Genomic DNA, 15785 nt, shown 5'->3' on the forward strand with positions numbered 1-15785 from the left:
AAGTGCTACTACGCGGCACCCACCGGCTACTTGGCCCCGCCCTTCGCGGCCTTCGCCGCCGCCTTCATCTCCTGCTTGTGGGCCCGCACCTTCGCCAACGACTCGGGTCCGGTGATGTCGGCCACCGACCGGTACGCCGCGGCCTCCCCGTACGCGCCTGCCGCGTCCCGCCACCCCGTCGGCGTCACCCCGAGCTGTTTGCCCAGCAGCGCCAGGAAGATCTGCGCCTTCTGCTTCCCGAACCCGGGCAGTTCCTGGAGCCGTCCGAGCAGCTCCGCCCCGCTGTCGACGTCACGCCAGATGCCCTCGGCGTCACCGTCGTAGTGCTCGACGAGGTACTGGCACAGCTGCTGGATTCTCTTGGCCATGGAGCCGGGGTACCGGTGCACGGCCGGCTTCTCGGAGAGCAGCGCGGCGAACGCCTCCGGGTCCTGCGCGGCGATCTCGTGCGCGTCCAGGTCGTCCGTGCCCATGCGCCGCGCGATGGTCGCCGGCCCCTTGAACGCCCACTCCATCGGCACCTGCTGGTCGAGCAGCATGCCGGTGAGCGCGGCGAGCCTGCTGCGGCTGAGGAGTCGGTCGGCCTCGGGGTCCTGGGCGAGGTGCAGGGCGGGGGAGTCGGCGTTGGCGTCCATGGCTCGATGATCCCGCGCCCGGACCGGCACCGCGCGCTCGCCGCCCCGCCCGCGCTCCCCCGGCCTCCTCGGCTCTCTCACCCCTCACGTACGATTCCTCCGCGATTTGACTTAGGTAAGGCTAACCTCAGACAAGGGGGTCACCGGGTGACCATCGAGACGTACCGCGATGCCTGGGGCATCCCGCATCTGCGGGCGGCCGACGCCCTCGAACTCGCCCGCGCGCAGGGCCGGGTCACCGCCCGGGACCGGGCCTGGCAGCTGGAGGTGGAACGGCACCGCGCGCAGGGCACGTCGGCGTCCTTCCTCGGCGCCCCGGCCGTCGCCTGGGACGTCTTCGCCCGCCGGGCCCGCCTGGCGGACACGGCGAGACGCTGCTTCGGGGCGCTGGAGAGACGGGACCCGGAGACGGCTCAGTGGGCACGGGCGTACGTGGCCGGCGTCAACGAGGGCCTGCCGGCCGGCGCCGCCCGCACGCCCGAGTTCACCCGCACCGGCCTGGCCCCCGGCACCTGGGAGCCCTGGCACCCCCTGGGCGTCTGGCTGACCACCCACATCCTGTTCGCCGGCTTCCCGGCCAAGCTGTGGCGCGAGGAGGCGATACGGCACCTGGGCGAGGAGGCGATCCCGCTCTTCGCCACGGACGGCCCCACCACCGCAGGCAGCAACGGCTGGCTCCTCGCGGGCCCCCGCACCACCACCGGCCACGCCCTCCTCGCCGGTGACCCGCACCGCTTCATCGAAGCGCCCGGGGTCTACCAGCAGGTCCACCTCTCCTGCCCGGAGTTCGACGTCATCGGCCTGGCGGTCCCGGGCGTCCCCGGCATCGCCCACTTCGCCCACACGGGCACGGTCGCCTGGTCCATCACCAACGCGATGGCCGACTACCAGGACCTCTACCGGGAGCGCCTGCGGCGCACGGAGACCGGCGTGGAGGCCCTCGCCCCGGACGGCACCTGGACCCCGGCCGACCGCCACACGGAGACGATCGAGGTCTCCGGCAACCCCCCGGTACGGATCGAGGTGCTCGAAACACCCCGGGGCCCGGTCATCGCCGGGGGGCCGGGGGAGGAAGGTGGTGCGGGTGGGACAACATACGCCGATGGCGAAGCCGAGGCGTTGGCGCTCAGGTACCCGCCCCGTGTCACCGAAGACCTCGGCTTCAGCGCCCTCCTCCCGCTCCTCCGCGCCCGCGACACCGCCGATGTCGACCGCGCCTTCGACGCCTGGGCCGAGCCCGTCAACGTCGTGCACGCCGCCGACACCGACGGCGGCCTCCTCCACCGCGTCGCCGGCCGCGTCCCGGTCCGCTCCCACACCAACCGCACCCGCCTCGCCCCCGCCTGGCTCCCCGGCCACGACTGGCAGGGCTGGCACGAGATGCCGTACGGCGACCTCACCGACGGCGTGGCCGTGATGGCGAACCAGCGCGGCCCCGCCGCCCCCCCTCGGCGTCGAGTTCGCCCCGCCCCACCGCGCCGACCGCATCCGCGCCCTCCTCGACGAGCGCCGCACCTGGTCCGCCGCCGGCCTGCCCGCGATCCACACCGACACCCACCTCGCCTCCGCCGCCCCCCTCCTCGACTACCTGGCCGCCCTCCACGACCTCACCCCCGAGGCCGGCGAGCTCCGTGACCGTCTCCTCGCCTGGGACCGCCGGATGGACGCCGACAGCACCGACGCCGCCGCCTACGCGGCCGTACGCTCCGCCGTCGTACGGCAGCTCGCCGCCCACCCCGCCTTCGCCGCGCTCGCCGAACCCCCGGCCCACCCCGAGGTCCTGCTCCCCTGGCTGGAGCTCACCCCCCGAATCGCCTTCGCCCTCGAACACCTCCTGAGGGCGGCGGAGTTGTACGGCGTCGACCGTCCTGCCGTCGTCCGCGCGGCCGTGGAGGAGGTCGCGGCCGACCCGCCCGCCGGCACCTGGGGCGACACCCACCGCCTCGCCACCTGGCAGGCGCTGCCCGAGCCGTCGTACGAGGGACCCGCCCTGTCCGGCGACCACGACTGCGTGCTGTGCACCTCCGCCGTCCCCGGCCTCACCGACCGCTCCGCGCGCGGCCCGGCCGCCCGCTACGTCTGGGACCTGGCCCGTCGCGACGACAGTCTCTGGGTGGTCCCGCTCGGCGCGGACGGCGTCCCCGGTGCCCCCCACCACACCGACCAACTCCCCCTGTGGCTCAGGGGAGAACTGGCCCCGGTCGTCACCGACTGGGCCCGACTGGAACGCGCAGACCTCACGGAGGACACCGATGGCTGAGCACCACCCCGTCTTCGAGCACACCCTCGTCGGCTTCGGCACCGTCCGGCTCCGCCCCCTCGACCCCGGGCGCGACGCGGCCGTCGTCCACACCTGGGTCGACGCGGAACGCGCCGTCTTCTGGGGCATGACCGGCCTCACCCGCGCCCAGGTCGCCGAGATCTACGCCCACATGGCGACCCTCGACACCCACCACGCCTACCTCGCCGAGAAGGACGGCGCCCCGGTCGGGCTCCTCCAGACGTACGAACCGGAGGCCGACCGGGTGAGCGAGTGCTACGACGTCCGCCCCGGCGACATCGGCGTCCACGTCCTGCTCGCCCCGGCCGGACCCGAAGGCCCCCGCCCCGGTTGGACGGAGGCCCTGCTGACCGCCTTCACGGCGTACGTCCTGCGCGCTCCCGACCGCCACCGCATCGTCGTGGACCCGGACGTCCGCAACGAGAAGGCGATCGCCCGCTTCCGGCGCCAGGGTTTCGAACTCGGCCCGGCCGTCGTCCTCCCCGAGGTCGGCCTCCCCGACGTGCACCTGCCCGAAAAGCGCGCTCAACTGGCTTTTCTCCCCCGACCGGTAGCCTTCCCCAATGTCCTCCCCGAGCCCGATTCCGAGCCCGAAGCCGACCCCCGATGACCTCATCGCCCACTACGGTCTGGAGCCGATCCCCCGCGAGGGCGGCCTCTTCCGGGAGACCTGGGCCGGTCCCGCACGCGCCGACGGCCGCCCCGAGGGCACCGCGATCGTGGTCCTCCTCACCGCCGACGACTACTCGGCCCTGCACCGCCTCCCCACCGACGAGATCTGGCACTTCTACCTGGGCGACCCGCTGGACCTCCTGCTCCTCGCCCCCGACGGCACCACCCGCACCCCCGTCCTCGGCCCCGACCTCCGGGGCGGCCAGCACATCCAGCTGACCGTCCCGGCCGGCACCTGGATGGGCGCCCGGGTGGCAGCCCCCGGCGCCTGGACCCTCTTCGGCTGCACCATGGCCCCCGGATTCACCTTCGAGGGGTACGAGCACGGGAACGCGGCCCACCTCACGGCGCGTTACCCGTCCGAGGCCGCCCGCATCACGGAACTCTGCCGTCCATGACGAACCACCTCCTGGCAGGACAGACCGCCCTGGTCACGGGCGCGAGCGGCGGTATCGGCCGGGTCATCGCCCGGCGCCTGGCGGAGGAGGGCGCGGCGGTGGCCGTGCACTGCCGTACGGCGGTACGGGCGGCGCGGGAGGCGGCCGCGGGCATCGCGGCGCTCGGCGGCAGGGCGACGGTCGTACAGGGAGACCTGAGCGACGAGGAGACCTGCCACCGCGTCGTCCGGGAGGCCGCGGAGTGGGGCGGCGGACGGCTGACGGCCCTGGTCAACAACGCGGCCGTACAGCCCGTACAGCCCCTGCCCGGCATGACCGCGGCCGACTGGCGCGCGGTCGTCGACACCGACCTCACCAGCGTCTTCGCCTGCACCCAGGCCGCCGCCGAGATCATGCGGGACCAGCCCGGCGGCGGCACGGTCACCCACATCGCCTCCATCGAGGCGACCCACCCGGCCGTCGGCCACGCCCACTACAGCACGGCGAAGGCGGCGGTGGTCATGCACGCGCGGGCGGCGGCCCTGGAGTACGGCCGCTCCGGCATCCGCGTCAACTCCGTCTCCCCGGGGCTGATCGACCGGGAAGGGCTGGCGGAGGCCTGGCCGGAGGGGGTGCGGAGGTGGCAGGAGGCGGTGCCCACGGGCCGGTTGGGGAGCGCGGAGGACGTGGCGAACGCGGTGGTCTTCCTGGCCTCGCCGCTCGCGTCCTGGATCACCGGCCACGACCTGGTGGTAGACGGCGGGGTATCGGCGCGTCCGACGTGGTAGGGGGGTACCCCCCCCCGCCGAAGGCTGGGGGAGGAACTGCGCGATCAGCCCCCACCCAGCCGCAGACAAAATGAGTGCTACAGGCTTCCCAACCGTATGACCCAAGAACGCGTGTTGCCGAACTCGGAGCGGGTGACGTGAGCGAAGGACACGACAAGCGGCACGTGCCGACCGGCAACCAAAGGAACCAAAGGAACCAGAGGAACCACAGGAACCACAGGGCCCTGCGCGCCCTCGCACTCCTCGGCACCCTCCTCGCCGCCCTCCTCCTCGCGTCGGCCGCCCCCGCCTCCGCGCACGCCGCCCTGCGCGGCAGCGACCCCGCCGACGGCGCCGTACTCAAGTCGTCGCCGGGATCCGTCACCCTCACCTTCACCGAGGCCGTCGGCCTGCTCGACGACTCGTTCCGGGTGTACGACCCCACCAACCACCGGGTGGACACCAGCGAGGCCGAACACGGCCCGGCCGGCTCGGACACCGCCCGGATCACCTTCCCGAAGAAGCTGGGCACCGGCACCTTCACCGTGGCGTGGCGGGTCGTCTCGGCGGACAGCCACCCCGTCTCCGGCGCCCTCACCTTCTCCGTGGGCAAGCCGTCGGCGACCACGGCGACCGTCTCCACCGGCCCCGTCGAGAACCCGGTCACCGGCAGCCTCTACAACATCGGCCGCTACGTCGCCTACCTCGCCGTGGCCCTGCTGATAGGCGCCGTCGCCTTCATGGCGGTCTGCCGTCCGCCGGACCCCGCCCCCCTGCGCACCCCGGTCCGCACGGCGTGGTGGGCCCTCCTCGCCGCCACCCTCTTCCTCTTCGTCCTGCGCGCCCCGTACGAGGAGGGCACCTCCCCGGCGACGGCCTTCGACCTCTCCGCCCTCGCCAAGTCCGCGACCGGCCGCCCCGGCCTGGCCCTGCTGGCCAGGGTGGCCCTGCTGGCGCTCACCGCGGCCCTCCACCTTCTCCTCCGCAAGCGCGTGAGCCGCGAGCGCCCGTCCCGCCCCCTGCTCGCCACGGCCGCCGCCCTCTCCGTCGCCCTGGCCCTGACCTGGGCGGCGGCGGAACACGCCTCGGCCGGCATCCAGGTCCCGCTGGCGATGACGTCGTCGGTCCTGCACCTCCTGTCGATGGCGCTCTGGATGGGCGGCCTCACGGCCCTCCTCATCACCCTCCAGCGCTCCGCGACGCCGCTGCCCGCCGCCGTCGTCACCCGCTTCTCCCGCGTGGCCTTCGCCTCGGTGACAATCCTCGTCGTCACCGGCGTCTACCAGTCCTGGCGCGGCCTCGGCTCCTGGCAGGCCCTCACCGACACGTCGTACGGCAGGCTCCTCCTCGTCAAACTCGCCGCGGTGACCCTGCTGCTGGCGGCCGCCTCGCAGTCCCGCCGCTGGACGGCGAAACTGGCGCCGGCCCCGGCCGTGACGGCCCCCGACCGGGTCCCCCTGCCGGTCGGGGGCCCGGCGGACCCACCGGCCGAGGGGGAGGACGCACCGCCCCTCGACGAGCCCCCCGCCACCCCGGCCGGTCGCCACCAGGCCGCCCTGCGCCGTTCGGTCCTCGCCGAAGTGGCCGTCGGCGTCGCCGTCCTGGGCATCACCACGATCCTCACCGGCACCCTGCCCGGCCGGGCCGCGGCCGAGGCGGCCGGGTCGGGAACGGCGTCGGACGCGGTCGGCATCCCCGCGACCTCCGTCTCCATGGTCCCCTTCGACGTCGGCACCCCGAACGGCCACGGCAAGGTGCAGATCACCCTGGACCCGGGCCGGGTCGGCGGGAACTCCGTGCAGGCGGTCGTCTTCGGCCCCGACGGCGGCATCTCCACCGTCCCCGAACTCCGGCTCTCCTTCACCCTCGCCGCCCAGAAGATCGGTCCGCTCCCCGCCAACGTGACCGACCGCGGCGGCTATTGGGCCGCCGACTCCGTCAACCTCCCCATCGCGGGCGAGTGGACGATGACGGTGACGGTACGGGTGTCCGACCTGGACCAGGTGACGGTGACGAAGAAGGTACGGATCGCCGCCTGAGAGCTTCGCTGGAAGTGCCACGATGTGTCGTCTGCCGAGTGCGGCGCCGTCGTGGCTGGTCGCGCAGTTCCTCCCCCAGCCAGACCTCGTGCTGCAGACCTCGTGCCAGGGTCGGAAGACCGGCTGCTTCTCGGCGCGGGCGGAGCCGGCCTCGATGCCGCCGAGCCCTCGGCCCGTCACCGTGTGCGTCCGGCGCGTTCCGCCTTGCGGGGACCACCGCCTCGCAGCAGGCTGTTCGACGGGGGCGGCGAGGAAGGGAGTCCCGCGATGACCCAGCAACCGCCCACGGCGCCGCTCGACCGGCCGGTGGTCGGCTCGTATCCGACCTACGAGGGCGCGCAGCGTGCGGTCGACTTCCTCTCCGACAGCAAGTTCCCGGTGGAGCACACCGCGATCATCGGCTCCGACCTGCGGATGGTGGAGACGGTGCTCGGCCGCCTCACCCGCGGCCGGGCCGCCTTGGCCGGCGCCGGCTCGGGTGCCTGGTTCGGGCTGCTCGTCGGCCTGCTCCTGTCGCTGTTCGCCGCGGGCAACCATCACGTCCTGGTGCTGATGATCAGCGGCCTGTTCTACGGCGCGATCTTCGGCGCGCTCTCCGACGCGGCCGGCGCCCGCTACGCGCTCCTGCTCGGCGCCGCCGGTTGCCTCTGCGCCGCCGTCCTCGGCAGCCGGCCCACCCGGGCCGCCGCGGCGCACCCCGCACCGCCGACACCCGGCTGCTGACCGTCACGGCACCCGCCCCGCGGGCTTCGACCGCGCGGAGCGGGCCCGGGAACGCGGCAGCCGGCCCGGCCGCTCAGGCGCCCACGGTCCCGTCGACGCCCTCGCGCAGGAAGTCGGCGTGCCCGTTGTGGCGGCCGTACTCCAGCAGCACGTGCAGCATCACCATCCGCAGCGACACCTCCTCCTCCCACCTCGGCTGGTATCCGGCCTGGTCCAGGGAGCCGGCCGCGCGCTCGATACGGCGCGAGGCCGCCACCTCGGCCTCCCAGGCGGCGAACGCCTCTGCCCTGGTCGACCCGCTCGCGTCGTACGCCGCCTGGAAGTCGATCTCGTCGGACCACACCATGGGCGCGTCCTTGTCCTCGAACACCCGGCGGAACCAAGCGCGTTCCACTTCCGCCATGTGCCGCACCAGACCGAGCAGCGACAACGTGGACGGCGGCATCGACCGCTGCCGCAGCTCCTCGTCGGTGAGCCCTTCGCACTTCATCGCGAGGGTCGCGCGGTGGTAGTCGAGGAAAGCCCGCAGCATGTCGCGTTCGCTGCCGAAGCTGGGCGGTCCTGTGCGGTCGTCGCTGGTCACTGGCCGTACTCCTCATCCGTTCCGCTCGTCCGCTCCGGCATCCGGGCGCAGCAGCAGTATCCAGTCCACCGCACCCGCTCCTGCACCTGCCTGCTCATGCCGGCGGAGACCAGCAGCGCCGAGATCGGATTGTCCAGCGCGTCGCGGAGAAATTCCCGGACGTCAGGTCGGGCCGCATCGGCTGTTCGGCCGACGAAAAGAGATGCCGTGCCGGGCGTCGCGAGCGTCAAAGGTCTTCGCCCTGTGATCATGGAGCGGTCATTAAAAGTGATCGATGTGGAGCTCCAGGTCGCGGTGCCCGATGTGCCGCCGCCGTGGGACGCTCGCGGGAACGCGCTGTAGGTGATGTGGTGAACTGGTTGACCTCGCTGCCGGCGGCGGTGCTGGTTGTGGGCGGACTCTTACTTGCCCTACTGGTTGCGGCGGTGGCGCGGGTCGGCGTCCGGGCGCTCGTACCGGTCGGGGAACGGGATCGGGTGCCGCAGATCGCCACGCCCCTGATGCCGACACTCGGCGCTGCCTTCGCGATCTTTGCGGCACTCTCACTGGCCAGCGAGGCCGGCTACCTGCGCGCAGCCGAGGGGTTGGTGAGCGATGAGGCGGCCGCGGCCTCCCGCCTGGCATGGGCGGCGACAAGTCCGCAGGTCCAGTCGGAGCCGATTCATGCGGCACTGCTGGACTACTTGCAGACCACGCGGGCCAGGGAGTGGGAAGGTACGGCAGCGGCGTCCGGTGACGACCCGGCCACCGCTCGTGCGATCGCACGGTTGGAGCGGAGTGTGCGGACCGAGGCGGCCCGGCCCGCCGTGGGTATCCCGACAGGCGCGGAGCTGGTGCTTTCCCTGGACGGTGTCACCAGTAGCCGTCGCGCCCGCGTCGCGGCCGCCTCGCGCGACGTTCCCGCGCTCTACGTCGTCACGCTCGTGGTCAGCGGTGTGGCTCTGATCGTGAACTCCGGCGCACTCGTCTTCCGCAGCAGTCTGCGAACGTCGCTGCTCATCGTGGGGGTCGCGAGTGTGGTCGGGTTGAGCCTGGCGTTGCTCTTCGCACTCAGCGCGCCCTGGAGCGGACCGTTCATCGTCAGTGGGCATCCGCTCGACGCCATCGTCGGGGACCTGAAGTCCGGCTTCTTCGACGGCGGACCCTAGGCGGCGGGCGCGATCAGTGCGCTGTGGACAAGAACCAGGACAACGAGGTTCCTCCATGGGGTACGCAGTCGGGCTCCGGCCGCGCCTTCGCATGGTCGCTCCCTGGCCGCCCCGCAGGGGCGTCGTCGGGTTGTCTGATCGTAATCCCGTCGGGGCGGACCGGGACTTCGTTGATCGGCTAGCGTCTACCGCACAAGCGGCCGACAAGATCCACCGCGGCCACCGGGGGTGACGCGACAGCGCGTCCGGCCACGGCGGGGCGCCGCGTGGCGGCAGATCATCACATCAATGAGGGGGAGACGTGAGGGCATTGACCCGGACGTCGACTGAACCACTGCGCGGAGGCCGCCGCCGCAGAGGTGGCGCGGGCCTCGCGGCCGGTGCGGCCGCCACGATTCTGGCGGTCGCGGGAACGGCCGTCCCGCTCGCCGTGGACGCGCCGCCCGCGTGGGCCGCTCAGGCGGCGGCCGCGGCGGACTCGTCCCAGGAGGTCGTGATCCCGCCCGCCGAGCGGGCCACACCCCGTGTGGACACCCCGCTGGCGGTGGGCAGCACCGGTTTCCTGCACCAGCAGGAGGGCCGGGACGGCTACACCTGGACCGACTTCGCGAGCGGCACCTCGACGCAGGTGCCCGGCCTGCAGACCCTGCCGGCCAACGCGCTCGTACGCCCCGTCGGTGCCGACGGAGACCTGCTCGCCGTCTCACCGAGCCCGGCCCGCGGCACCGCCTGGTACACCCTGCTCGATCCGCACACCGGTGAGCGCCGGGAGGCGCAGCTCCCGGCCGGCTACACGTTCCGGGGGACCGTCGCGGGCAAGGTGCTGGCCCTGGAGTCCGCGACCAGCACCACCAGCTCCGCCGGTGTGCTCCTCGACACCGGCACCGATCCCGCGCAACCGCTGCAGATCAACGGCCTGCCCGCGGGCGCTCAGCTGAACAGCCTCTCCCTGCAGCAGGGCGCCACGGACGACCGCGGCGCGGTGATCTCCTTCCGGCAGGACGGCGCGTACCGCTACGGCCTGCTGGACCCGGCCACCGCCGAGATCACCCCGCTCCCCGAGACGATGAGCGGCCAGGGCCTGCGCATCCTGCTGAGCGCCGACCGCGTCGCCTGGTGGAAGCAGGGCTTCACCGGGCTGCGCTGGCTGCCCCGCGGTGACGTCTCCTCCGGGGCGCAGGAGTTCCCGCTCCCCGACGACGCGGCTCCCGTGACCCTCCTCGGCGGCACCCTCCTGACCTCGGAACCCGACGCCACCTCGGGTACCACGCTCGGCCGGCGGCTGACGTCCCGGCCGCTCGACGGCGGGGAGCCGAGCACCGCACTCGACCACATCGCGCTCGTGTCGGACGACCCACCGCAGACGGCGGACGGGAGCGCCCTGCTCGTCGGCGGCTCCGGCACCGGCGACTGGGCGGTGCACCGCTTCGCCGCCGGCTCCGACGGGTCGCCGGCGCACGAGGTGGTCCAGCCGCTGCCCTCGGTGATCGCCAAGGTCGTGGGACTGAACCTGTACCGGGGCACCCTCAATCGGGTGGACAGCATGGAGGGCAAGCTCTCCCTCTACCAGCAGGACGTCGGTACCGGGCCGGTCCCCGTCGCGGGAGCGGCCAAGCCCCCCGCGGGCATGCCCCCTTCCGCCGTGCGCTGTGCGACGGGTGAGGACTGCGTGCGGATCGTGGAGGGCAACTGGTACGGCCTGTCCTTCCTGTCCGAGACGGGAGGGCGGACGTACCTGGAGACCCGCGTGGACGCCTACACGTCGCACGTGCAGGTGCCGTTGCCCGGCAGCGGCGGCGAGGTCAGGGACGCGTCCTCCTCGTACGTGGTGGTGGACGGCGGGTCCCCGAGAACCCAGTACCTGATCGATCCGGGCTACGAGAAGGTGGTGCGCAGCCGCCCGGTGCAGGCCGCGGCGCTCTGGTACTCCACCCTGTGGAGCGCGACCCCCGGCAGCCCCGGCACGCTGACCGCGGAGCGGCTGACCTCAAACGCGGCCACTCCCGGCAAACCCTTCCGCACCGTGCGGACCGGTGCCGCCTGCGTGCCCACCGAACTGCAGGCGACGGCGCGTTGGCTCTACTGGTCCTGCGGTGCCGACAAGCAGGCCGGGGTGTACGACCTGACGAACAACCGCGGCTTCGCCGTGCCGTCGGGCCCCGCCATGCTCGGTGACGGCTACGTGGTCCGGCACGACCGGGACGCGGGCGAGCTCAAGCTGACGGACTTCCACACCGGCAGCCCGCTCGCGGAGCGCTCCATAGCCGCCCTCCCGGCCGGAACGCTCGCGGACGACCGCAGGATCACGTGGACCGTGGACAAGTACAGCGGCCACATCGCCTACGTGGACGCCGATCGCCGCGTGCATGTGAGCGCGGACGGGGTACCGGACTCCGCTCCGGTGATAGGGGAGGCGTACACCTCCGGGAGCGTCGCGCCGAGGACCACTTCGTCCATCTACTCGACCTGGACGGCCTCGTTGCTGCTGAGCCGCCCCGTGGACTCCTGGGAGCTGGGCATCGTCCAGAAGGCGACCGGGCGCCGGGTGGCTGTGGTGCGCGGTGGGGCCGAACGCGGTCTCAACGGCATCTCGGCCTCGTGGAACGGCCGGGAGTCGAACGGTGCTCCCGCCCCGAGCGGTCTCTACACCTGGCAGCTGACCGCCAAGTTCAACGGTGGAACCGTGCCGGTGCGGGTGGGAAGCGGCGGCCTGGACGTGATGTGCGGCGCCTTGCCGACCCATGTCTACGACTGCGACGGGTTTCCGGACATGGTGGCGGTCCGGAAGGACGGCCGGACCGACTCATGGGAGGGGCATTCCAAGGGGTACTTCTACAACCGCAGCTACACCGCGGACTGGCCGACCTCCTCCACCCTGGTGCCGGCCGGCGACCTCAACGGCGACGGGTACGCGGACATGCTGGTCCGCAACTCCACCGGCGAACTGCGTGCGTACTGGGGCTTCGGGCAGGTGTACTTCGCCCGGGGAACCAACAAGTCCACCGTCATCGGCAAGGGCTGGAACACGTACAACCTGCTGACGTCGTCCGGGGACCTCAACCGTGACGGCAGGTCCGACCTGCTGGCCCGTGACCGGTCCGGAGTCCTGTGGTTCTACGCCGGCACCGGAAAGGGCACGTTCAAGGCCCGGGTGCGCATCGGCACCGGGATGTCCGGTTATACGGCGCTGGTGGGCGTGGGCGACCTCAATGGCGACGGAACCGGAGACCTTCTCGGCCGGGACAAGGCCGGGAACCTCTATCGCTGGTACGGCACCGGAAAGGGCCGCTTCGGGGGTCGCGTGAAGATCGCCTCGGGCTTCAAGGCCTACAACGCCCTGGTCGGTGTCGGCGACCTGACTCAGGACGGGCGCAACGACCTCGTCGCCCGCGATACCGCGGGCAACCTGTACCGCTGGGCGGGCAACGGCAAGGGCGGCTTCGGCGCACGCGTGAAGATCGGCAGCGGCTGGGGCGGCTACAAAGCGCTGTACTGACGGTCCGGAACAGCAAACAAAAACCAGGACAACGGGGGGTCTGAGGACAACGTCGAAGGGCCCCCTGTTTCCAGGGGGCCCTTCGACATCGTGCCCGGTGAGGCACTGGCGGAGGATACGAGATTCGAACTCGTGAGGGGTTGCCCCCAACACGCTTTCCAACTGTGGTGGTGGGGTGGTGCGTAACGTTCGGGGCCGTTCACCTGCGTTCATGGACGGCCAGTCATCTGGGCGGCTACCGCCTCCGGTCCTGTCTGAACGGCCGCGAACGGCGCTGAATGAGACGGAAACTGAGACGGACGGCGCGGCTGGGCTCCTTAGCATCTTCGCTATTGGAGGGGGTGTCATGGCGCTGGTCCGCAAGGGATCACGACGGATCGTTGTCGATGGCAGGGCCTATCGCTGGCGGCTGCGAGGCAGGCCGACGTACCCCGAGGGCCTGGCCTGGTCGCCGTGCACATTCGCGGTCGAGCATGCGGACAACCCGGGTACGACCCTTGTGGTCACCACCAATCAGCCGCATCCGAGCAACTGGATCGGTCGTGAGGCCGAGCCTGTACTGCCGTCCGGTGTTGCTGCGGCTGTTCGGCTCGCCCTGCGAGCGGGCTGGACTCCGACGGCTCCTGGCTCCGCATTCCGCCTCGACCAGTCCACCGGCTTCACGCCCGGGTACTGAGCGATCTAGAGAGTGAGCACCGCTTTGGGAGCGATGTTGGGCAGATGCTCGGGTGACCAGCGGCTTTGCCGTGTCGGGCGGGTCTTGCGCTGAGTGACGTGCCGTACCGCGATTCCCCGTGAGTCCCCGTCTGTTCTGACACGAGAGTGGCACGGCCCGCGGACCGTGCCACAGCTCCTCGACGCGAATATCGGCAGGGTGGTTGCTGAGGTCTGCCGAGCGCGTCAGACGGCCACTCAAGGCCCTAGTTTTCGAACTGGGCTGAGCGTGTGAGATCGGGTGTTCGCACGGTGTGGTTGTTGCGTTCCGATGTGGGCGCCATCCGAGGGTGGGTGCGTTCGACAGGCATCTCCCATTCGGCAAAGGACCCACATGCCCCAGCTGCCCCCCATCGGCGCTGAAATCCCGTGCAGCATGCTCGCGATCAACAGCCCCCTCCAGATCCGGACCTCGCTGCACACCGTGGACTTCAGAGGCGGCATCAAGCACCGCATCGACGTCAACCCCAACGACCCCATCAACAGCGTGCGGATGAGGGTGGTCGGCTTCAAGCTCAGCGCCGAACTGCCCAGCGAGAACGGGGGCCGCGGAAGCATCGTGATCGAGCAGAACGATATCGACGTAGATGCGAAGAGTCTGCTGCGGATGACCCAGAGCTTCCCGCCTAAGTACGAGCACATCATGGTCCTGGACTTCACCATGGTCATCGAACAATCAGGAAACGGCGACGAGCCGCTGATCCTGACGACGAAGGACTCGGCGAAGCTCGTCGGCAACCTCACCCAGTACCCGCCGAAGGGTGACATGTACCAACTGGTGGAGCCGGTCAACCTGGTCAATCTGGAGGACCCTGACACCGTGGTCGCCACGCTCCAGAAGCTTCCGGTAAAGATCGGCGGCCTCTGAGCAACACAGCGAGACGCCCACCGCTGACCTCGTCCGCACCCGCCTGCGCCGGCACCTGGCCATGTGATCGATGGAGTCTCAATGACCGTGGCAAGGCGAGGGGGCCGTTCAGCGGTTGAGGACGGCCCTCTGCCTCTTTGCGTCACGCTACCCCTCGATGTGAACTATGGGCGGGACGGTCGGTGAGGTCTGCTCGGTTGGTCAGACGGTCATGTGGGGCTGCTGACGGTTAGGTCCGGTCGCGATGGTTGCTGTACCTCGCTGCTGTACAGCCAGACCAGAGGTCCGCGATCCCCGTTTTAGGAGCGAGGGCGGGTGATCCGGCCGCTGACCTGCGGTAGGAGCCAATCCGACAGACTTGGGGTGCATGCACCGCCGACGTCTGCGGTTCCCCGTGGCTCCCCGCTCGTTCTGGCACGGTTGTGGCACGGCCGTGCGGGGGATCAGGACGCGGGCTTAACGGTGTGGCCAAGGGCGACCAACCCGAGCCCGATCACGAACAGTGTGCCGCTGCCGAAGCCGAGACAGGAGACGAGCACCACGCCGACTCCCCAGAGTCTGGGCTGTCGGACCCACCTTGCGAGGCGTTGGCCCGGCAGGCGTCCGAGTAGAAGGGCGTGGATGCCGAGAACAGTGCCGGTGAGGCAGAGCCCACCGACGATCACAATCAGCGGCAGGAGCATTGTTGCGAACGACGACGACATGGCTCCCCCTCCGTACCTCCCGGTTCTGTTGGTCAGCTTAGAACTGGGGGCAGGCGGGATGAGGCCGGTCTGGCCTCATCCTTATCAGGTCGATCACAGGGGCTTATCAACGTCGACCAACGGCCCCTGCGCCTCGGTCGATCGTCCACTGAGGTCCAGCGCCGACCGCTGCTGTTCGTGCTTGTTGGTGTCAGCCGCTGGTGTCAGCGACTGATGCGGTCTTGACAACGTCTAAAGTCCCAGCCCGCCCACAACAGACAACTCCTGCCTGGTGAACTCTCCCGTCAGCATCGGCATTGCCTTGCCGATGGCAGCCTTTGTCTCCGGCAGCTCTAGCGAAGCATCGTGATGCCCCTTGCTCTCCCAGACCTCGGTCACCCAGATCGTCGCGTCATCGTCGGCGGACACGCTGACGACGTAGAGGTGGCATCCCGCCTCGCGGAGACCGTCCACACCACTCAGCAAGATGGAGACGACTTCGTCGCGGGAACCGGGCTGGGTCTTCATCGAGGCGATGTAGCCGTAAGTCATCGTGGCTCTCTCCCAGGGATGGGTCGGTTTGCCTGGACCAGGACCCTGCCATCGGCGGTCTGGAGACACAAGGACGGGAGGTCACGGTCGAACGCGCACAGACGCTCCGCGCCCCAGCATCTCCACCCGGCCCAACCCACCGCTCGCCGGCACTCGCGAACGGCGCCCCCGCCATCCCGGAGCCTGAGCGCCCCCGCCGGAGGCTGGTTCTGACCGTGGCCGCTTCTCTACGGTGATCGACTCATGG

The 15785-nt window shown here is 71.2% G+C and carries 14 protein-coding genes and 1 pseudogene; 10 read left to right on the forward strand and 5 right to left on the reverse strand.

Annotated elements, in window-relative coordinates; all coding sequences use genetic code 11:
• Positions 1-26: 26 nt before the first annotated feature.
• Positions 27-635: an HhH-GPD-type base excision DNA repair protein gene (locus ABT137_RS12020; RefSeq protein ID WP_351706393.1), complete on the reverse strand. Its 609-nt coding sequence runs from the start codon at positions 633-635 to the stop codon at positions 27-29.
• A 147-nt stretch (positions 636-782) separates the two neighbouring features.
• On the opposite strand from ABT137_RS12020, the pseudogene ABT137_RS12025 reads away from it, so the two are divergent.
• The 6 genes and pseudogenes from ABT137_RS12025 to ABT137_RS12050 all read left to right on the forward strand — a co-directional run bounded on the left by ABT137_RS12025 (position 783) and on the right by ABT137_RS12050 (position 7494).
• A pseudogene (locus ABT137_RS12025) lies at positions 783-2895 on the forward strand (penicillin acylase family protein).
• The gene (locus ABT137_RS12030) at positions 2888-3526 is read left to right on the forward strand and encodes a GNAT family N-acetyltransferase (protein WP_351706396.1); all 639 of its coding nucleotides are present in this window, start codon (positions 2888-2890) and stop codon (positions 3524-3526) included. Before ABT137_RS12025 ends, ABT137_RS12030 begins: the two are co-directional and overlap by 8 nt.
• Positions 3480-3986 (forward strand): cupin domain-containing protein, encoded by a 507-nt coding sequence (locus ABT137_RS12035; RefSeq protein ID WP_351706399.1) that lies wholly within the window; start codon positions 3480-3482, stop codon positions 3984-3986. The genes ABT137_RS12030 and ABT137_RS12035 overlap by 47 nt, the downstream gene beginning before the upstream one ends.
• On the forward strand, positions 3983-4753 hold the full coding sequence (locus ABT137_RS12040) for an SDR family NAD(P)-dependent oxidoreductase (RefSeq protein WP_351706402.1): 771 nt from the start codon (positions 3983-3985) through the stop codon (positions 4751-4753). Before ABT137_RS12035 ends, ABT137_RS12040 begins: the two co-directional genes overlap by 4 nt.
• 224 nt (positions 4754-4977) lie before the next feature.
• Complete coding sequence (locus ABT137_RS12045; protein ID WP_351706659.1) at positions 4978-6771, forward strand: copper resistance CopC/CopD family protein; 1794 nt, start codon at positions 4978-4980, stop codon at positions 6769-6771.
• A gap of 267 nt (positions 6772-7038) precedes the next feature.
• Positions 7039-7494: a YflT domain-containing protein gene (locus tag ABT137_RS12050; RefSeq protein WP_351706405.1), complete on the forward strand. Its 456-nt coding sequence runs from the start codon at positions 7039-7041 to the stop codon at positions 7492-7494.
• A gap of 73 nt (positions 7495-7567) precedes the next feature.
• Here the strand turns inward: ABT137_RS12050 and ABT137_RS12055 are convergent, their stop codons facing one another.
• The gene (locus ABT137_RS12055; protein ID WP_351706408.1) at positions 7568-8077 is read right to left on the reverse strand and encodes a DinB family protein; all 510 of its coding nucleotides are present in this window, start codon (positions 8075-8077) and stop codon (positions 7568-7570) included.
• Positions 8074-8307 (reverse strand): hypothetical protein, encoded by a 234-nt coding sequence (locus ABT137_RS12060; protein ID WP_351706411.1) that lies wholly within the window; start codon positions 8305-8307, stop codon positions 8074-8076. The genes ABT137_RS12055 and ABT137_RS12060 overlap by 4 nt, the downstream gene beginning before the upstream one ends.
• Positions 8308-8427: 120 nt before the next feature.
• On the opposite strand from ABT137_RS12060, the gene ABT137_RS12065 reads away from it, so the two are divergent.
• From ABT137_RS12065 to ABT137_RS12080, 4 genes are all read left to right on the forward strand, one after another.
• Positions 8428-9225 carry a bestrophin-like domain gene (locus ABT137_RS12065; protein ID WP_351706414.1) on the forward strand — a complete coding sequence of 266 codons (798 nt, stop codon included), beginning with the start codon at positions 8428-8430 and terminating at the stop codon, positions 9223-9225.
• Positions 9226-9526: 301 nt separating this feature from the next.
• On the forward strand, positions 9527-12721 hold the full coding sequence (locus ABT137_RS12070) for an FG-GAP repeat domain-containing protein (RefSeq protein WP_351706417.1): 3195 nt from the start codon (positions 9527-9529) through the stop codon (positions 12719-12721).
• A 346-nt stretch (positions 12722-13067) separates the two neighbouring features.
• Positions 13068-13397, forward strand: coding sequence for a hypothetical protein (locus tag ABT137_RS12075; protein WP_351706420.1), 330 nt, complete (start codon positions 13068-13070; stop codon positions 13395-13397).
• Between the two features lie 372 nt (positions 13398-13769).
• Positions 13770-14303 carry a hypothetical protein gene (locus tag ABT137_RS12080; protein WP_351706423.1) on the forward strand — a complete coding sequence of 178 codons (534 nt, stop codon included), beginning with the start codon at positions 13770-13772 and terminating at the stop codon, positions 14301-14303.
• A gap of 443 nt (positions 14304-14746) precedes the next feature.
• Here ABT137_RS12080 and ABT137_RS12085 read toward each other — a convergent pair whose 3' ends face one another.
• Entirely contained in the window at positions 14747-15007 is a 261-nt protein-coding gene (locus ABT137_RS12085) for a hypothetical protein (protein WP_351706426.1), read from the reverse strand.
• A gap of 231 nt (positions 15008-15238) precedes the next feature.
• Entirely contained in the window at positions 15239-15538 is a 300-nt protein-coding gene (locus ABT137_RS12090; protein WP_351706429.1) for a putative quinol monooxygenase, read from the reverse strand.
• Positions 15539-15785 lie beyond the last annotated feature (247 nt).

The sequence above is a fragment of the Streptomyces sp. NPDC001980 genome (genome assembly GCF_040296885.1).
GTDB lineage: Bacteria > Actinomycetota > Actinomycetes > Streptomycetales > Streptomycetaceae > Streptomyces.